The 17,595-nt window shown below is 42.5% G+C and carries 8 protein-coding genes; all 8 read right to left on the bottom strand.

The genetic code is table 11. The annotated features are described in order from the left end of the window. Positions 1–54: 54 nt before the first annotated feature. The 8 genes from ACM0OR_RS06510 to ACM0OR_RS06475 all read right to left on the bottom strand — a co-directional run bounded on the left by ACM0OR_RS06510 (position 55) and on the right by ACM0OR_RS06475 (position 17,205). The gene (locus ACM0OR_RS06510) at positions 55–1,023 is read right to left on the bottom strand and encodes a DUF1702 family protein (protein ID WP_414575517.1); all 969 of its coding nucleotides are present in this window, start codon (positions 1,021–1,023) and stop codon (positions 55–57) included. 66 nt (positions 1,024–1,089) lie between these two features. Further along, positions 1,090–2,001 carry a DUF1702 family protein gene (locus tag ACM0OR_RS06505; protein WP_414575516.1) on the bottom strand — a complete coding sequence of 304 codons (912 nt, stop codon included), beginning with the start codon at positions 1,999–2,001 and terminating at the stop codon, positions 1,090–1,092. Positions 2,002–2,059: 58 nt separating this feature from the next. Continuing rightward, a complete protein-coding gene (locus ACM0OR_RS06500; RefSeq protein WP_414575515.1) occupies positions 2,060–3,286 on the bottom strand; it encodes an NAD(P)/FAD-dependent oxidoreductase in 1,227 nt (408 codons plus the stop codon). 12 nt (positions 3,287–3,298) lie between these two features. Continuing rightward, complete coding sequence (locus tag ACM0OR_RS06495) at positions 3,299–4,702, bottom strand: carotenoid oxygenase family protein (RefSeq protein WP_414575513.1); 1,404 nt, start codon at positions 4,700–4,702, stop codon at positions 3,299–3,301. A gap of 79 nt (positions 4,703–4,781) precedes the next feature. After that, the gene (locus ACM0OR_RS06490; protein WP_414575512.1) at positions 4,782–6,140 is read right to left on the bottom strand and encodes an aldehyde dehydrogenase; all 1,359 of its coding nucleotides are present in this window, start codon (positions 6,138–6,140) and stop codon (positions 4,782–4,784) included. Between the two features lie 300 nt (positions 6,141–6,440). Next, positions 6,441–8,264 carry an NAD(P)/FAD-dependent oxidoreductase gene (locus tag ACM0OR_RS06485; RefSeq protein ID WP_414575511.1) on the bottom strand — a complete coding sequence of 608 codons (1,824 nt, stop codon included), beginning with the start codon at positions 8,262–8,264 and terminating at the stop codon, positions 6,441–6,443. A 111-nt stretch (positions 8,265–8,375) separates the two neighbouring features. Then, positions 8,376–10,208: a tryptophan halogenase gene (locus ACM0OR_RS06480; RefSeq protein ID WP_414575510.1), complete on the bottom strand. Its 1,833-nt coding sequence runs from the start codon at positions 10,206–10,208 to the stop codon at positions 8,376–8,378. Between the two features lie 127 nt (positions 10,209–10,335). Continuing rightward, on the bottom strand, positions 10,336–17,205 hold the full coding sequence (locus tag ACM0OR_RS06475) for an SDR family NAD(P)-dependent oxidoreductase (RefSeq protein WP_414575509.1): 6,870 nt from the start codon (positions 17,203–17,205) through the stop codon (positions 10,336–10,338). Between the last annotated feature and the right edge of the window lie 390 nt (positions 17,206–17,595).

Below are 17,595 nucleotides of genomic sequence, written 5' to 3'. Positions count from 1 at the left end.
CAATAGTCTTCTGCTGTATTCTTAGGAATGAGCAAACGATTCATTAATAGATGATTAAGAAGCTTTGGCCACAGCAGACAAATCATCTACTACTAGATACACTCGGTAAAACTGCCAGATTTCAGGATCTATATCTGCAATATTAGTTGGCAGTTGCGTTGGAGCTTGATTGATAATATCGTCTGGTGTAGCACTTGCCATCCCACTCAAGACTTGACTAGCCATTGTTGTGTATCCTGCGGCATTGCCCAATAATTGCCGGAATTTAGCGGCGCAAGCTGCTGCTCTAGCCAATGCAAATCGATAAGAACCGGCGGCTCTTCCTAATGCTTCTAAGGTTGAGCGTTCTGCACCACCGATAGAGGCGCAGGCGTAACCAACACCACCCCAAAGGTCTGCCTGTCTGGTTGTGGGGAAAGCTGCAATAGTTTGGGATATGTGAGTCACATCCGCACAGTTCACCATCCAAATACTACGACCCAAACCTTGGTCAAAAATATGGCGAGTATATCCAGAAAATTGCTCAGGAGGGTTAGCTGTCGCATCAAGAAACTCCTGCCAATGGAACATCCCATGTTGAAAGCCATAGCCATCGATTACTGGCCAAACTTTCAACGGATCATTTGCTTTTAAATACTTCTCAATCGGCAACCGTCCTTTACCGAGCATTAAACCTACCCCCAAATAAACCATTGCCTGATAAGCTGCACTAGCATCTCCAACAAAGGATTCCACTCGATTTTGATGACTGGGTGCGACTAAATCTTGTTGTGAAAGACCTATACCTATTCCCTCTAAGGCAAATCCAAACAATTCAGTTTCAATGGAATTTAACTTATTTACAAGCACTTCGCGGTCGTCACTGGCTAGAGATGCTTGGTGAGTTTGCCACATTGCATTGGTAACTTGAAAAAATCGCTGCTGCATTTTTTCATCATTTGTTCGCACCCCACGCGCTGTCCAAATATCATTTAACAGCGTCATGACGGTATTTATTTTTAGCTGCCAGGATACGTCTTGCATTTTGATTCTCCTTTTTGAGTAATTGGGTATTAGCTATAGAATTTTTCTCGTATTTTCTCTTGTCATTTACATAACTAAATGCGAACGGTAATGCTGCCAAACTTCTGGGTCTGGTGTTACTTGGGTGTGAGGATTTTCAGCTACTTTAGCAGCCTCCATTCCCCATAGAACCTCACAAGCTAGTTGTGTATGTGCAGAATAGCTGCCAATTTTTTGACGGGACTTAGCAGCGAAAGCTGATCCTTGAATTAAAGCAAACTGATAAGCTCCTGCGGCTATCTTCAAGGCTTCCAAAGTAGCGCGTTCCGCACCACCAGAATAGGTGCAGACAAAACCAATACCACCCCAAAGGTCTGCTTGTCTTGATGGAGGGAAAGCGGCAATTGTCTTTGAGATATGAGTAGCATCAGTACCATCTACAAACCAAATGCTGCGACCCATACCTTGGTCAAAAACACGGACAGCATAGCCAGAAAGATTTTCAGGTATGGCTAATTGATCAAGATATTTTTGCCAATGGGATAAACCATGTTGAAAGCCATAGCCATCAATTACTAACCAAACTCTATCAGGATTAAGTTGTGATATGTACGGCTCTAGAGGTAGGGGGGTTTTACCTAGCATTAAACCCACCCCTACATAGATAAAGTGTTCATAAGCTGTTCCTGTAGCAGCAATGAAGGACTCGACTCGATTGTGCTGGGTAGGTGCAACAAGATCCCGTTGAGTTAGACCCATCCCTACCCCCTCGAAGGCAAATCCGCGCAACTCATCTGCAATTTCATCCAAGTTGGCTATAATTGCCTCTGGTTGGTCATTAGCGATCGCAGCTTGGAAACCCTGAATCAAAGTGCCACGGATCTGTTGCATTCGCTGCTGCACACTAGGAATAATTGCTGAAATTCCACGTTCTGCCCAAATATTGATCGGCAGGGTTTTATCCTCATTTAATCTTGCTTGCACAGCATCCTGTATCATGTTGATTTTCCTGATTTGACAAAGTTCTGAGTCTGAGTCCTAAGTGCTGAGTAGTGACTTAAGCTTTGAGAGCAAAAATAGGACTATTGTGTTTTGGCTTTTCATTGATTGCGCCTAGCTTGAGAAAAGAGAGATGTCCTAGCAAACCAATAGTTTGTTTCAGTAAGCCAATACTGCATAAACTCAGCTTTTCAATTCCCCAAACACGCTCCCACTTATGGATCAGCTCACGAATTTGCTGATCGTAACTAGATAAATTTTCCCATCCACGCAGGCGATCGCCCTTAGCTAAACCTTGAAGGACAAAATCAGCTGCTATTTCTCCACCATTCATCCCAATCGCTACCCCATTGCAAGAGAATGGGTCAAGAAATGCTACGGCATCTCCAACAACCAAAAATCCTTTGCCAGAATATTTTTCAAATTCCCAGTCATAATTCATCACTGGTTGCGTCGGCGTGACTTTTTCCGATGCTTGTATAGCCTTAGCCAAAGGCTGCCAACAATCGATGGTTTCCTGAAATACATTTTCCCAATTCTGAGAACTACTTCTAGCTTTTTCTGCAAATAAAACCACCATGACACTGACTCGTTCATTTGGCAGAGTCATGACTAAGATATAGCCAGCATCTAAAGTAATAACTAAAATTCCATGATTAGGAATTAGCTTTGTTAAGCTATGCCCAACAAAATGGGAAAAAACGGCGATATACTCGTTTGATGTTTTCTCTTGTACCTTTGTACCTAAATGATTTGCTAATGGTGTCAACTTACCTCTGGCATCAATAACAACTTTCCCGGCATATTCAATATATCCATCAGGTGTGCAACCTTTAAAACCAGTAATCTGGCCATTAGTAAACACAAAATCTTTTACTATGATGTTTGGCAAATAAGTTGCACCACAACTCACCGCATTTTCAATTAAAACTTGCTCAAAGATGCTTCGGTTAAGCCCCATCCCTTCATCATGACCCTTAAAACTTTTCGGCTCAATTTCAATTTGGTAATTAAAACTATCATTGGCTGAGACTAACCTAATTTGCTTAGGAGCTTCCACAGCTAACTGGATCTTTTTATCAATATTCAACCTTACTAGTAGGTCATGACTAATTCCATAGAAAGTTTCTGGTAGTTGGAGAACTTGGTTATGCCCTCGATCAACTATCAGTACATCTAATCCCTTTCGTGCTAGTAAATTAGCCGCAGTTAATCCCGCAGTACCTGCGCCAACAACGATAACATCATATACATTTTTCACCATATCTTCCTTGAAAATAGACATTTTGACTTAAAACTAATCTGAAATCCAAGTTCCATGAAAACCGTAAGGAACTCGCTGTGGCAGAAGAATGCGAGCTACAGGTTCATCTGTAAAGCTTTGAGCATTGACTACTATCAATTCAGAGTTTTTTTTAGCTGTGTCATAAACAAAGGTCAACAACCAACCATCATCTTCTTTAACCCCATTAGGACAGGGGACAAATACAGCTTCTCCACCGTAGCGACCTAATCCAAACTCGTGTAATTGAGATTCACCACTTGTAAAGTCATACTTCAGCAGTCCATCAAATGTGAAATCAGGTATCCCTGTGGGGATCATTTTTGCTGTGTAGCCGTAGCGGTTTTGTCTTCCCAAATATTGCTGATTAATACTCGGAAATTCTGATGCCAAATTATCAATTGCTTCTTCCTGAACTGCACCTGTACGCAGATTTAACCGCCAGCGATACAAAATAGGTCTATTTTCTTGATGATGATTCAGTTTTGTCTTGTTAGGTATGTTCAGCACTTTAGCATCCATTGCTCGACAAGCAATCAGAATCACTTCATCACCGATTTCATAAGCATTGAGAGTATGTAAAACGTAGCAGGTAGAAACCTCAAACCAATGTACACTCCTGCTGTCCCCATGACGAGGCAGAATACCGAAGCGACTAGGACAATTAGCTTCAAACATATAAGCTGATTCCCTGTGTTGCAGCCTTTCTGTCCTAAACGTTAGAGGCAAATCCATAAAAACTGTATAGTTTTCAGTGATAGCAAAGTCGTGCATCATCACCCCTATTGGTAAGTCAATAGGAACTGTTTTTATGATTTTCCCAGTGGCTGAAACAACGCTATATTGCAGATAAGGAGGCTGCAAAGGGGAGTAACCAAAGAACATCATCTCCCCAGTTATGGCATCAACTTTCGGGTGAGCGGTGAATGGAGAACTTAATTGACCATGATAAGTATATGGGCCGACTGTCTTGAGTGTAGGCAACTCAATTTCGTATGGCTCACCTCCTTCCCAAAGTGCCAAAAGACGGTCTGCGTGCCACATTAAGGCTGTATTAGCAGTATTCTTGAAAGGCCCAAAAAGGTTATTATGAGGGTTATTAAGCTGTGGCGGTTCAGTCAAACCTTTCCAAATTCCTCGACCAGTCCTTTGCTCTATCTTAAATCCCCGTGTCTGCACATAGCGATTGCGGTAAGATGCTTGACTATTGAGAATTTCAATACTATGTAGCATTCCGTCTCCATCAATCCAGTTATAACGATCTAGGGGAGAAAACTGGGGATTAGGGCCATTGCGAACAAATCTTCCGCACAGATTGGCTGGTAGTTCACCTATCACTGGTAGGTCATTGACCGTAATTTCCGCTTGTACAGGAGAGAAATTCCCCTGAAGATAAGGACTAACTGCTGTTGTAATCATCGCTTACACTCTGATAAATAAGTCGGCGTAAATCTTGGTATTCGGGATTTCACAGCCAAGCATGGAAATAATTATTTCCCTACTTCTTACTCTTTGTTTGATAAGGAGGATATCTCCATTTCAAATCGAGTAGAAAAGATTTGTTTAATACTGCTCTTTGATAAGAAAAGGTATCAAAACCAGATTTACCATGATAACGACCAAAGCCACTTGCTCCGACTCCACCAAATGGTAAAGCTGGTACGGTCAAGTGCATCAAAGTGTCATTGATACAAACACCACCTGATGCAGTGGACTGCAAAACCCATTCTTGATTTTGTTTATTCTTAGAAAAAAAGTATAAAGCTAATGGTTTTGGTTGTTGATTAACTAAATCAATTGCTTCTGATAAATGTGTGTATTCTAAGACAGGAAGAATCGGGCCAAATATCTCTTCTTGCATAACCTTATCTTGCCAAGAGACTTGATCTATCACAGTAGGAGCAATGTAAAGATTCTCTAAATCAGTATCTCCTCCTACTATAATTTCTCCAGCTTTTAGAAGTTCTGAAAGACGATAGAAATGTCTATTATTGATGATGCGTGCATAACTATGACTGTTAGCTGGTTGATCACCATAAAAATTTTGTATTTGATTTTTAATTTGATCTAACAATTCTTTTTTTATCTGACGATTGACCAAAAGATAGTCAGGAGCAGTACAAGTCTGACCTGCATTGCTGAACTTTCCCCACACAATACGTTTAGCAGTATATTCAAGATGAATATCATTATCTACAATACAAGGGCTTTTGCCACCTAGTTCCAGAGTCACTGGAGTCAGATGTTGTGCTGCGGCTGACATCACAATTTTCCCAACCTCAGTTCCTCCAGTAAAGAAAATATGATCAAATTTTTCTGATAAAATTTCTTTACTAGTTTCTACACCTCCTTCAATCACAGTAATAAAAGATGAATCAAAGGTTTTTTGCATGATGTCAGCTATAACAGAAGAGGTATGTGAGGCTAATTCTGATGGTTTTAAAATCGCACAATTCCCAGATGCGATCGCACTTACTAAAGGCGTAAACATTAAGTTAATTGGATAATTCCAAGGGCCAATAATTAGGACTACACCCAGAGGTTCACTATAAACTCTAGCTGAAGATAAAAACTGATGAAATGGCGTAGCAATTTTTTGGGGTTTCATCCAAGTTTTTAAATTCTGGAGAGTATGCTTAATTTCCCCTAAAACTCCCATTATTTCAAAGTATCCTTCAAATCCTGGCTTGTGTAAATCAGCCTTTAAAGCTTGAATAATCACATCTTTGTGTTCTTCAATAGATTGCTCTAAAGCTGTTAATTTATCTATGCGAAAGCCAATATTTTTTGTCTGGTTAGTCTGAAAAAATAGCCGTTGTTTATCGACAAAACTACTGATTTTGTTTTGAATAATCATAAGTCTTCATCCTCAGTAAACGCAACGCAAAGTTTTAGCAAATATATACAGATAACAGAGTTGTGATAATTAGGTAGACATGATAAAACTGATATATGTTTAGTTTTGTAAAAGCGGTAAAATAACAAACTTGTAAGGTATGTACCACATTTACATTTCATTACATACTTGGAAATTTTCTCGCCCACTTACTTACTAAACTTATACTTTGTAGTAAGGACTTTAGTGCTTAAAATAATCAGGACTAAAGTCCTTACTACGAACTTGTTTATCCATCAATTCAAAATTGACGTACTACTGTTACAGTTTTACTAGTTCTGGAGCTTTTGCTCCATTTTGATCATTCTCTTGTAAAGCTGGTTCAGCTATCCTTTGTGTCCAAGGCTGCAATTGAGGTTGGTATTGATAACTCTTGAATTCTTCTGTGGCATTGGCAATATTAGTATTCGCAGGCAAACCTCTAGTCTTAAATCTAAACATCAAATCGTCTAATGCAGATTCACCAGATGCTTTCATTAAATTGAATACATGGTAAAGATTTCGTGGTGATAACAGTCCAGCAATGCCAAAACCCTTCCAGAGAAACTTGATATACCACAGAGCAACAAAGAAGTAGATATTTTTCATGTAGGCATAGACATTGCACTTCTGAGGTTCGTATTTAGTATCCTGTAGATAACTATCGAATTCTTTGGTGATGTAGTACCCAAAAGGTAATTGACCCCCGCGATGGATGTACATCAATCCAATGTTAGTATCTTGTTCTATAAGTTGGTTAAACTGGCCGTATACATGAACCATGAGTTTTCTCACAACTCCACGACTTTGTTTGCCAAACTTCCGCAAAAACTGCACATCTAAATGCCATTTTCCTACATACATAGGTAAGATCATGCCAAACCACCACATATTTTCTAAATACATACGCCAGCTCATAACACTAGCGTGACCGAGTTGTTTGTCATGATCGAGGAGGAGATGGTTACAAGACTCTATGTATCCCAGATTATAGGCATTATAAACAGCCTGCTTTTTCGCTATATCTGACTCTTTTGCTAACTTCCCACGGATGATTTCTGTGATGGCTTCAATTTGAAACGTCATCATCACCATTCCTAAAGAATAGAAAGGATCGAAGATAGCAGCCGCATCACCAACTACGTACCAATTATCTTGAGAAAACAAAGTTTTACTCTTATGTGGCACTCTAGGTAAGTAATGGAAGTCGATGTCCTCTCCACTCTTGAGCAGTCGATAGAGAAGATGATGATTCTCTTCTAAAAAGGCATAGAATTTTTCTTTAGTGTTGATATTTTGAGGCGGAATCACACTATGATGATGGGCTACGCCAATTGACAATTCCATTGTCTGAGTATCTGTAGGAATTATCCATACCCAATGCCCGTGTCCCATCATGTGATTCGTAGCATAGTAATGGCTACAAGTCGCTCCAAACGGGTCATAACCATTGTGAAAAATGGTGCGATCGACATTTTTTACCCGCACCCATGCTGAACCGTTATTCAGTCCGTGGAGGTTTTCAGAACCAGAGATCACGTTATCTGTTTTGTGGCCGATGATGAACTTACGACCAGCAGCATCAACAACGTGTTTAGCTTGAAGTTCTACATAGCCATGTTCAACTTTCACTTTAACGATTTTGAGGGCATCACCAGGGGTCAGGTCTACATCTACTACCCGCCCATTATAAAAACTAGCCCCCATCCCCTTGTTCATTTTTAAGACATCCCGCTCGAACTTAGCACGATTCATCAGCGTAGACGCAAGGGGAGGCTGTTTAATTGACCAAACATGATAATAGTCATCAATATTAGCTGTTTGCTCTGCTTGTTTAGCCCAATGATAATTTAATCCGTACTTAGGAGGATGATTCTCAATCAAGTAATCATAAAGACCCAACTCTTTGCCAAAGAATAAAGTGGAAATTTCTACAGTTGATTCTCCAACTTTTAAATCCTTTTCAGTCCGTTCTTCAGGACGAGGATCAACTAATGCAATCTTGATGTTGGGAATATTCAGGAGGAGGTGACGAGCTTGAGAAACCCCTGCCATACCAGCACCCATAATGACAACATCATAGACTGGGGATTGAGTGTTATTCATTGATATTTCCTTTCACTCACTAAAAGTTTGAGTTGCTAAAATTTTGAGTTTGAGCGTAAAGGTGTTCGAGGTGGCTATCACCTTTACGCTCACAATCAGACAAGCGGGTAGTTACACTTTAAGATTAGCTAGTAGCTCTGGAACTTGTGCAGAATTTTCGCCATTGGAGTGTAATGATTGTTCGGCAATTTTCTGTGTCCAGGGTTGTAACTCAGGTCGGTATTCGTAACTCTCAAACTCTTGTCTAGCTTTAGCAATGTCATTGCTAACGGGCAAGTTTCGGTTCTGAAACTTGAACATCAATTCATCCAATGCGGATTCACCAGATGCTATGAACAATTTGAATATGTGGTGAAGATTTCGCAGTGATAATAAGCCACTAATCCCAAAACCTTTCCATAGGAACTTAACATACCATAGTGCCACAAAGAAGTAGGTATTTTTCATATAGGCATAGACATTACACTTCTTTGGTTCGTATTTAGTGTCCTGTAAATATGTATCGTAGTCTCGTGTTACATAGTAGTGAAAAGGTAATTGATCAGCTCGATGGGTATACATTAAACCCAGGTTAGTTTGTCGTTCTATCAGTTGATCAAACTGTTCATAAACATCAGTCATCAAAGAGGTAATAATATTGCGCCCTTGTTTACCAAACTTACGCAAAAACTTCAAATCTAAATGCCATTTACCTACGTAAAGAGGTACTATGATGCCGAACCACCACATATTTTCTAAGAATATGCGCCAGCTCATGATGCTAGCGTCACCGAGTTGTCTGTCATGAGCATGGATAAGATGATTATTGGAGCGTATAGTTCCCAGATTAAAAGCATTATAAACAGCCCGCTTTCTCTCTGCGTCTGGTTCTCCTGCTAACTTTGCACGGATAATTTCTGTGATACTCTCAATCCCAAAGGTCATCATTACCATTCCTAAGGAATAGAAGGGATCAAAAATAGCTGCTGCATCACCAATTACATACCAATTATCTTGAGAAAACAGAGTCTTACTCTTATGGGGTAATCTGGGTAAGTAATGAAAGTCGATGTCTTCTCCACTCTTGACCAGTCGATAAATCAGCTGATGATTTGCTTCTAGAAAGTCATAAAATTTTTCTTTAGTGTTGATACTTTGAGGCGGAATCACATTATGATGATGGGCTATACCTATTGACAATTCCATTGTCTGAGTATCCGTGGGAATTACCCACACCCAATGCCCGTGTCCCATCATATGATTCGTAGCATAGTAATGGCTGCACGTTGCGCCATTCGGATCATAGCCACTATGAAAAATTGTCCGGTCTACATTTTTCACCCGTACCCATGCCGAGCCGTTTTTGACCCCATAGAGGTCTTCAGAATCAAAGATTAAGTTGTCTGTTTTGTTACCAATAATGAATTTACGCCCGGCAGCATCAACAAGGTGTTTGGCTTGAAGTTCTACATAGCCATGCTCAACTTTAACTTTGACAATGTTGAGGGCATCATCAGAGTTCAGTTCTACATCCACTACTCGACCATTGTAAAAACTAGCTCCCATTTGCTTGTTCATTTTGAGTACATCTCGCTCGAACTTAGCCCGGTTCATCAAAGTGGAAGCAAGGGACGGCTGGCGAGTACACCAAATGTGATGATAGTCATCAATAGTCTCTGTTTGTTCGGGTTGTTTAGCCCAATGAAAGTTCAATCCGTACTTAGGAGGATGATTTTCAATCAAGTAGTCATAAAGACCCAACTCTTTGCCAAAGAACATAGTCGAAACTTCCACTGTGGATTCTCCAACTTTTAAGTCCTTGTCGGTTCGGTCTTCGGGACGAGGATCAACTAATGCTACCTTGATGTTGGGAATATTAAGAAGCAGGTGGCGAGCTTGAGAAACCCCTGCAATGCCAGCACCCATAATGACAACATCATAGACTGGGGATTGAGTATTTTTCATTGATACTTCCTTGCACTGACTAATAGTTTGAGTTGAGAAAATTTTGGAGGTTGAGTGTGATGCTGTGTCTTTAAACAAGCTTTGTGCCTTGAAAACACCATCACACTCAATGCGTAGCGATCGCCTGTTACATCCCAGATTTGATATCTTGCACCACGAAAGCGACCATTTTTTCTAAACCTCGTGTCAGTCTCACGGGGAAAGTGAGAACCTTAAGTTGACTATGGGAATTCGCTTCCCGGAACAGAACGCTGTCTCCTTCTATACGGTCAATTAATAAGTTAATGGACTTCACTTCAGTAGCTTTACGTAAAGCTTCAACAGCAGTCCAAATTCGCGTACCAGCATGAGCTACAGAACTCTTGGCTGCAAGTAACTCTTGCATTAACTGCTCACGGGAATTACTCAGTAAAGCCGTCCAGTCTTGACGGGTGCGATGTGTCATCGGCTCGATATCACAACCTTGCACTCCATGTCCCGCAACACAGATACAAACTTGCTCATCATGGGAAAGAGAAACAACCACACTCTGAGCTTCTAGTCCTGCAACTATGGGTTTGCCTGAATCTGTCCACTGAATTTGGAATTCTGGCATCTGATGAGAATTGCTGTTGATGAGTTGAGCGATCGCTTGATGAAATAAAGGTAGTTCTAGTTCATGGCGTTGGACTGGCGATAGAGTATGTATTCTAGGAAGGTAAGCCAAGGCAACTTCTGGAGCAGCAACTCTCAAAAGATGAGCTTGATTGCTCAATTTTCTGCGGAGAATCCACTCATCTCTTTGAGTCGGATCAGCTAGTTCTTCCACCGTTGGATGATCTTGGCGATGCTCTAATATCCGCAATTGATAACCATTGAGCCTTTCTACAAGTTGCCCATCCGCAGTTGTGATCAAAACACTATTTTCATACTGTTTTCCTTGCCGCCCTTGAGGGTGAGTCACCCCAATATAAGAAGAACTATCACTGTTTGGTTGGTAAATTTCCATGCTATCGATCTGGATTGGTAAGCAAATATCCTGCGGAATTACCAACTGCCCTACTTGCAGTAGTGAATCTCTGCAATAGGGATCTCCTAGCCAAAATGGCCCCTGCGCCCGATTTAAACTACCTTCCTGATTTTCTGCTGAGACTGAGTTTCTTTGTGTTCGGAATATACACTCTCCAGAGTTTAAGGTATAAATTTGTTGCAAACGTTGAAAGCTAATTCCTTGGAATAGCAACCAACTGTAGAGGTCTTTCTGTGGCTCAATATCTAGAGGAGACTCTGGAAGATGAATATACTCCGTTGGTGGGTTGTTTTCGACACCCAATACAAAAGTAGCAGAAAAATGGTTAATAGCAAATCCTGTCTGCTCTGTCTTGATAGCCACATATACCCGTCGCCCAGAATTTTTAAACTCTCGCTCAGGTACTTCTGCATGAATTTCGATGTCTACTCCCTTGTGGGGATCTACAACTATAGGACGTTCTAGGCGCACATCTTCAATACGAATGGCTGGGAAGTTCTGCTCACCTGTTACATAAGCAACTGCTTGCGCCATAGCCTCCAAACCAAACACAGTTGGGAACAAGTACGAACCTTTGTAAAGGTGGTCTAAGAGGTAGGAATCCCGTTCTAAGCTGAGGTGCGTCCGAGCGACAATCTCTACTCCGGGTTCACATAGTAGAATTCGCTCCAGAAATTTTAACTCAGCACGAGGTAAAAATCTTTGGGGATACCAAGTATCTAAACCACTTGACTCAAAAGCAGATAGAGCCTGCATGGGGGCGGCAATCACGATGCGGGTATCGCCAGGGTCATTCTTGATCAGATGCAAAAATCGAGCTACGCCGGCATCTTTAGGGATTGCTTTAATTCCCATCTTGGCGAGATTGCGAACACTTCCCATCCTTGCACCCATTCCGACTTCTTCCCAAACACTAAACGCCATTGTGATCACGGCAACTTCTGGGTGTTGAGCTTGAAAGCGGCGTAAAATCAGATCGAGAGTCTCATTCGCAAAGCCATACCAAGCATTGCGCTGCATCCCTGTGATACCGATGACAGAGGATAAACCAACAAACAGCTTCAGTGATGAGTTGGCTAGCATTTGACAGAGATTCAAAACACCTTTGAGCTTAGGTTTAACTTCATCAAATGCCAGTTCCGCAGATACCTGCTCTACTAATCGGGGCTTGTTGAGGGCAGCCCCATGAATCACCCCGGCAATCTCACCCAAATCTTGTTTGATTTGCTCTAGTAGAGATGCTACTGCGTCAAAGTCGGAAATATCACATTCATAATACTGGCAAGTTAATCCCTCAGCATTGAAACGTTCGAGCGTCCGGGCTATCTCTGTACTTCCGCTTCCCCGTCTTTCAATATTTCCATGAGGATGTGGTGAGCGACCAATGAGTGCCATCCGCACCCCTGTATTTCGAGCTAGAGCTAGGGCGCACTCTGCCGTGATCCCCTTACCGCCACCTGTAACGAGAATAACATCATCAGATGACCAGATAATTTCACGGCTTGCATACTCAACAGGTTCTTGCACCTGGGGACGAGGAACGTAACGAGTTAGATGCTCATCATAGCCTACAGACATATAGACGTGGGCGGTGGAAAGCTCTTTAATTACGCACTCACCTAGTTTAGTTGGACTAATTGTCGGGGAGAAATCAATTACCCGCACTTTCAGATCAGCCCGTTCAAGATGAACACTAGCGGCAAAACCAATTGCACAGCACTGCTCAATATCAGCTAGAGGTGGCTGTGTGCCGAAATGTCCGCCACTAAATTGGAGATATGCTACGGTTGTATGTTTGCGGGAAGTCCGGCTAGTTGCAGGTGGGGTGGCTATGCTGCGTAAGCGTTCAATCATATCGAGCAACAGCTTGTCTGTTGACGACTTATTATTCGTCGTGCGAGGTAGCACAGCAATAAAGTGAGTGAAATCGACGCTTTCAATAAGTGTTTGAGTGCGTGCTTCCGTAAAAGACACGGTTTGAACCTGAGAGCCTCGACTGTAGAGTTGATGATACAAGCTCTCTGCTATCTCTTGCTCACTAGATTCACAGAGAATCAAGACATTTGCAATTTGCCATTTTTCCTCAGAATGTTTGCCCAAGGTAACTGGTGTAAATTCCTCTACCACTGCTCGCACAATGTAATCACGCACCTGAGTTTGCTGTTGGGGTGCATCTGTCAATTGTTTTGCGCCAATAGCTTCTCTTAACGCCACACCAACAGCTTCGCTCAAAGCCACATTTGCCCCATTGAATACAGTTGTGGCTGCTTCATGATTGTTATTACTATCTGGTGCAGCCATTCGCAGTGCTTCAGCAACCTCTTGAATAGTTGCATTGGCTAGAGTTGTAGGGTCAATTAAACCTGCTACACCAATTTCTCTCGCGGCTGTAGCGATTACTTCTCCCGCTTTGATGGAATCTAGATTGAGATCATCCAATAGTCTGATTTGCAGTGTGATGCTCTCTTTCGGGAATCCTGTTTGTTGAGCAATCAGATTCACTAGTAAGTTTTCAATACTTAAAGTAACAGGGTTAATTAATTCATTCTTCGCTCCATTTGTCCCGTTTAATACTGTTGTTGCTGCATACTGGTTATTACCCTTACTGTCCGGCACAACCGCCCGCAATGCCTCGGCAACCTCTTGGATAGTTGCATTGGCTAGAGTTGTGGGATCAATCAAACCTGCTACACCAATTTCTCTAGCTACAGTAGCGATTACTTCTCCTGCTTTGATGGAATCTAGGTTGAGATCATCCAGGAGTCTGATTTGTAGTGTGATGCTCTCTTGGGGAAACCCTGTTTGTTGAGCAATCAGACTGATCAACAGACCTTCAATACTAACAGTTTGATCACGTTTGACAGTAACGGTTGGCTCTGGGATCAAGGTCGGGACTTGAGGCTCAGAGGCGTAGGATAAACTTGCTAGGGGAACTTTCTCTGGATGATTAACACCAGTAGAAACCATTGGCTGTGTTTGCACGTCTGCTCGGATCACTTCTGTGAGAAACTTTCCACGCTGAGATAGGTAATCGGCAAGCAGATCCCACGGTATTGAGTTCTGTTGAGCAGGTAGGGAAGGAGACGAAAGCTCAGATATTTGCGGAATCGTCTTTGATATTGGGAATGGACGTTCTAAGGGGTTTTCAATAAAAATGCGTTGTGATGCTGGGACAAAGGGATGGACAAGCCGCCCTTCGTACAGAGTTTCCCAGTTAATGTCACCGCCGTGGATAAATAGGGCAGACAACATGATATTCAAATCCCGATCGATGCCGGGTTTCGATTCCACAGGCAGACACATTAGTCCATTTGCACCAGCAATATCACTGACTAGATGAGAGAGAACTTTTCCTGGCCCGACTTCTATGAGTAAGTCGCATTTCTGCTCTAGGGTTTTTATGAGAGATACGAAATCTACTTGGGCGATCGCTTGGTTAGCAAAATACTCTCGCAATGATATCCCTGGTACTAGCTGTTGTCCGTTGACGCTGGAAAATAGTGGTACAGCTACTTTTTTGAGTTGATCTGGTATCAGTTCGTGTTGCCGGAGATGTGCGGCGGCGGTGGCAATCAATTGAGAATGAAAGGCATTAGAAACAGGTAGCCGGACTGCTCGGATACCTGCGTCTGTAGCTAGTTCAATTACCTGTTCAACACTTTTCTGTTCGCCAGAGACGACTATTTGCAACGGACTGTTGATATTGGCTAGTACAAGGTAACCACTAACTCGACCCAACAAGTCTTCGGCTATCTCTCGTGAACAAGCTAAACTAGCCATCGCACCCAGGCGATCGCTTTGGCTAGATGTGGACATAGCCTGTCCTCGTACCCCAGCCATACACAAGAGAGTCTTTTCGTCAAATCCCCCGGCTGCATACACTGCACTCAGTTCTCCGAGGCTATGACCACCTACTGCTATCGGCTTGATGCCAAGACGATGCAGGTAGCGCATCCAAATTAAAGAAGCTAGGCAAATAGCTGGTTGAGCTACTTCGGTTTGTGCGAGTTTTTTTGACCACTCTGCTAACTGTTCTTGATGAGCAACCCGGTCGAGTGAAACATAAATGTGTTCTTGCACCCCTGGTAAGCCAATCTCTTGTAGCCAGGCATCTGCCTGTTCTACGAGGTCTTTTGCCCAGTTATATCGCTCTAGTAGCGATCGCACCATATTCAGTTTTTGAGAACCTTGTCCGGGAAATAGGAAGCCGACTCTATTTCGACGCACGGCATTCCCAATCCAGACTTCTTTCTGGGGACTGATAACGACTTCTCCAGGCGCAGGAGGTGTTTCCCGCAATAATTTTTCCAGTAGATTTAAACGTTCAACTAGTTCTTCCGATGTACCGGCGACAACTGTGGCCCGAATTGGTAGTTGTGGTTCTAGTTCGCGGGTCAAATGAGCAGCTAAATCAACTAGTTCGCTTAAACTCAATCCTGCGGCAATATTATTCACAGCTAATGTGCGCCGCAGCAAGGCAGAAACGGATGGGGCAGATAGTACAAATATCTCGGTATCCTGATGAGAAACTAGCAAAGCCCTCTCTGGAATCGACGGTTCAAGATGAAGTGCTGGAGCATCGCCAGATTCCAGTGTGACGTGGCAATTAATCCCACCGAATCCCATAGCGGAGACTCCAGCCCTTAAGATATCTGTTTGGCTTCGTATTTCTCCTTGGAGGATGGGGTATAGACAGCGAGCAGAAGTTGCAAATACTGGGTTTGGCTCTTTACAACCGGCTAGTGGTGGCAGAATCCGGCGGTTGACAGCGATGATGGCCTTGATGAATGCGCCAATTCCGGCGGCTGCTTTAGTATGACCGACAAGGGATTTGAAGGAGGTAACACCACAAGTGCGATTGCCTACTTCTCCGTCAACACCCATTGCTAAAGCAATACCTTCGAGTTCTACGCGATCGCCGACTGGTGTACCTGTGCCATGTCCTTCAATAAAATCAAGTGTATGGGGACTGTAACCTGCTCGTTCGTATGCACGACGCAAGGCCATTGCTTGCCCTTCTTTACTAGGTGCTGTTAGTCCGCCTTTGCCGTCAGAAGAAATTCCCCACCCGTTTAACACTGCATACACATAATTGCCGTCAGCACGAGCCTCTTCCAATCGCTTCAAAACCACAAAACCACATCCCTCACCTGGAATGAAGCCACTGGCTTGGCGATCGTAAACTGTCATATCTTTGTCTGTCAATGCCCCAGTCTTGGCAAAGCCAATCAGCTCAAAGGTATCTAAACTGATATCTACACCGCCAGCAAAAGCCAAATCTAAGTCACCGTTACTCAAAGCAGTAGCAGCATTAGCTACGGCAACTAGTGAAGAAGAACAAGCACCATCAAGTGTATAACCGCCACCGTGGAAGTTGAAGAAATTACAGATTCTGCCAGCAATTGTATTAGAAAGATTACCGGAAAGAGTGTCCTCTGTGATGGGTGAGAACACCGACTTGTAATAATCCTCCACTGTTTCTGCCACAGAATCTATAACTTGCGCCGATATACCTCTAGCCTCCATTGCTGCTACCAAGGCACGCCGTACATAAGGCCAGCGCATACGCAAGTTAGTAGAACGGGAAAACTCCCCTGTCAAGGTGTTTCCCAGTAGCACACCAGTACGTTCAATTGGAACTGTTGTACGGGTATATCCAGAATTTTCTAAAGCTTGTATTGCAACTTCTAAAGCTAGCCAGTGAGCAATATCCGCAGATTCGACAACTGTTTTGGGAATGCGTTTATTCACCCAGTCAAACTCAAACCCATCAATTACAGCCATCCGACTTCCATAGGTTTTGTCTGGGATCGTGGAGTCTGGATCATAATACTGGGAAAGAGGTAATCGCTGATCTGGTGTCCGTCGGAATTCTTGCCGTCTCGCCAGGATATTTTCCCAGAGTTGTCGTACATTACGCGCACCAGGATACCAACAGCCCATGCCAATAATTGCAATAGCAGCAGATTGTCTCATTGGTATATTCATAGTTAAGATAAACAAATAGGTCTAGTTCAAGACGAGAGAGTCTGAAAATCAACTTCTTGCAAAACTTCTTAAAGACTTAAATCGTAGTCAGAAGGACTGAGTTTATTTGCTTGTACTAGTAGCTTCAATATCTGTTGAAACAGGCTTGATTGACATAGTTATAGGCTCTAAGTGAGGTCATCAAATATAGTTTTGCAAGAAGTCTAATAACTTAATTTCCAATTTTCTAGAAGATAGTTGGAATTTCAAATTCAGTCAAAAAATTATTGAAATTATCTGACTGGGATACGAATCATCGAAACTTATAGACACAGAATTTCCTAGGGGTAGTAGTCTTTGATAATATATTGCTCAAACACTGATGCCCTTTGGATGATACTTCTAAAATTG

The sequence above is a fragment of the Anabaena sp. CCY 9402-a genome, from assembly GCF_963920945.1.
In the GTDB taxonomy this organism is placed as follows: Bacteria; Cyanobacteriota; Cyanobacteriia; order Cyanobacteriales; family Nostocaceae; genus Trichormus; species Trichormus minutissimus.
This window is presented reverse-complemented; position numbering and strand designations above follow the sequence as displayed.

Bases quoted from the DNA above. Each gene is read 5' to 3' on its own strand.
- ACM0OR_RS06510 (WP_414575517.1), bottom strand. From the start codon at position 1,023: ATGCAAGACGTATCCTGGCAGCTAAAAATAAATACCGTCATGACGCTG.
- ACM0OR_RS06505 (WP_414575516.1), bottom strand. From the start codon at position 2,001: ATGATACAGGATGCTGTGCAAGCAAGATTAAATGAGGATAAAACCCTG.
- ACM0OR_RS06500 (WP_414575515.1), bottom strand. From the start codon at position 3,286: ATGTCTATTTTCAAGGAAGATATGGTGAAAAATGTATATGATGTTATC.
- ACM0OR_RS06495 (WP_414575513.1), bottom strand. From the start codon at position 4,702: ATGATTACAACAGCAGTTAGTCCTTATCTTCAGGGGAATTTCTCTCCT.
- ACM0OR_RS06490 (WP_414575512.1), bottom strand. From the start codon at position 6,140: ATGATTATTCAAAACAAAATCAGTAGTTTTGTCGATAAACAACGGCTA.
- ACM0OR_RS06485 (WP_414575511.1), bottom strand. From the start codon at position 8,264: ATGAATAACACTCAATCCCCAGTCTATGATGTTGTCATTATGGGTGCT.
- ACM0OR_RS06480 (WP_414575510.1), bottom strand. From the start codon at position 10,208: ATGAAAAATACTCAATCCCCAGTCTATGATGTTGTCATTATGGGTGCT.
- ACM0OR_RS06475 (WP_414575509.1), bottom strand. From the start codon at position 17,205: ATGAATATACCAATGAGACAATCTGCTGCTATTGCAATTATTGGCATG.